General features: G+C 64.3%; 3 protein-coding genes. All 3 read left to right on the top strand.

The window, feature by feature from the left end; translation table 11 throughout:
- The coding region (locus HMPREF2581_RS31950) for a hypothetical protein (RefSeq protein WP_218189482.1) at positions 1-582 on the top strand (582 nt) is incomplete at its 5' end.
- On the top strand, positions 579-1,106 hold the full coding sequence (locus tag HMPREF2581_RS31955) for a hypothetical protein (RefSeq protein ID WP_023099129.1): 528 nt from the start codon (positions 579-581) through the stop codon (positions 1,104-1,106). The genes HMPREF2581_RS31950 and HMPREF2581_RS31955, both read left to right, overlap by 4 nt.
- Before the next feature lie 112 nt (positions 1,107-1,218).
- Positions 1,219-1,399, top strand: a 181-nt coding sequence (locus HMPREF2581_RS11645) for a hypothetical protein (protein ID WP_034072720.1), incomplete at its 3' end; no start/stop codon positions are given.

The raw sequence follows: 1,399 nt of genomic DNA on the forward strand, positions 1-1,399 counted from the left end.
CTGGCGGCGCTGAGCGGGGCTGGGGTGAGTACGGAGCCGGGCAACCCTGGCGGCGAACCTGTTTCCGGACCAGGTAATACCGGCGAGCCCCCTGGCCCCGCGCCGAGGCCGGGTGATGACTCCCTTGGCGAAAGCCTTCGAACCCTGGAACGCTGGCTTGATCGAGTGGCAATCGAGGACGGCTATGTCAGCGTGCCGGTGATCGAGGCCGTCGAGGTGGTGGTCACCGAGATGAAGCGCCAGCAACAACCAGTCGATCCGGCCTTCTGCCGCTGCAACCACTGGTTCGCCGGGGACAGCGTCGAAGCGGCCTTCATTCGCCAGCATGGCCAGTGCCAGGACTGCGTCGAGATGGACCAGATGCTGGAGCGGGAAGTGCAGGCCGAGAACGCCAAGCGCTACCTGTGGCTGCGCAACACGGCTCTCTACGCATCGGACCTGGCCCGCGAGGTCAACCGCATGGACAAGAGCGTCGTCAACCTGTTCCCGCGGGGCAAGGACGGCAACCTCCTGGCAGAGGCTGATCTGGACGAGGCCATCGATGCTGCCATGGCGAAGCCGCCGGAAGGCGGTGACGCATGAGCATCACCCTCAAGGGCCATGCCCTCAACCAGCGCCAACTCGACGCTATCACCCCGGTGATGAACGACCTGATTCAGGGTCGGGTTGACCTGGCAAGTTTCGATGATGCCTGCGTCAAAGCCCTGGATAACGCCGGCTGCCCGCTGGGCTATGACACCAGCATGCCCGGTACCGGCAGCACCATCGAGGAGCGGGCCGCCAGATGGCTGAGTGACGGTCAAGTGGGAGCGTCTTCGCGGGCCATCCACGATCACATGCTCGGTCTGCCCATGGAACGCCACCACGCGGCCTATCCCCATGACCCGGACGACCTGAATCGCTGCCTGCTTCTGCTGAACTTGATCCCTGAATGGGCGCCACGCATCCGCGAGATGGCCCAGCACAGCCAGGAGTGGGCCGCACTGGCGAGCAGTTGGGGAAAGCTCACCAACCTTTTCCTGCAAGAAGCTGGGCTGGACTGGCAACGCAGCAGCGGAGCCCCCGAAACCTACGCGGCGATGCGATTCCTACTTGGTGATGCATGAGAAAAGCACTGACCGCTATCGCACTCGTCGCGCTATTTGGCCTGGCCACTGTTGCCGCCGGCGCTGCGCTCCAGCCGTTCAAGACCCTGTTCATCTGGGAGGTATGCCAGTGATGAGAGGCTCCGATATTCCGCCACCGCCAGGGTATCGCCCTACCCCGCTCGCCACCCTCGGCCAGCAGTTGGTCCGCCTGGGCCAGGCGATGCAGAACCCCAACACCAAGCTCGGCGAGTTGACCGAACTGGTCCAGGCCTGTGGCGTCGACCTGCGGATCTGCGACACGAACAAGGAGA

The organism is Pseudomonas sp. HMSC057H01 (genome assembly GCF_001836405.1).
Taxonomy (GTDB): Bacteria; Pseudomonadota; Gammaproteobacteria; order Pseudomonadales; family Pseudomonadaceae; genus Pseudomonas; species Pseudomonas aeruginosa.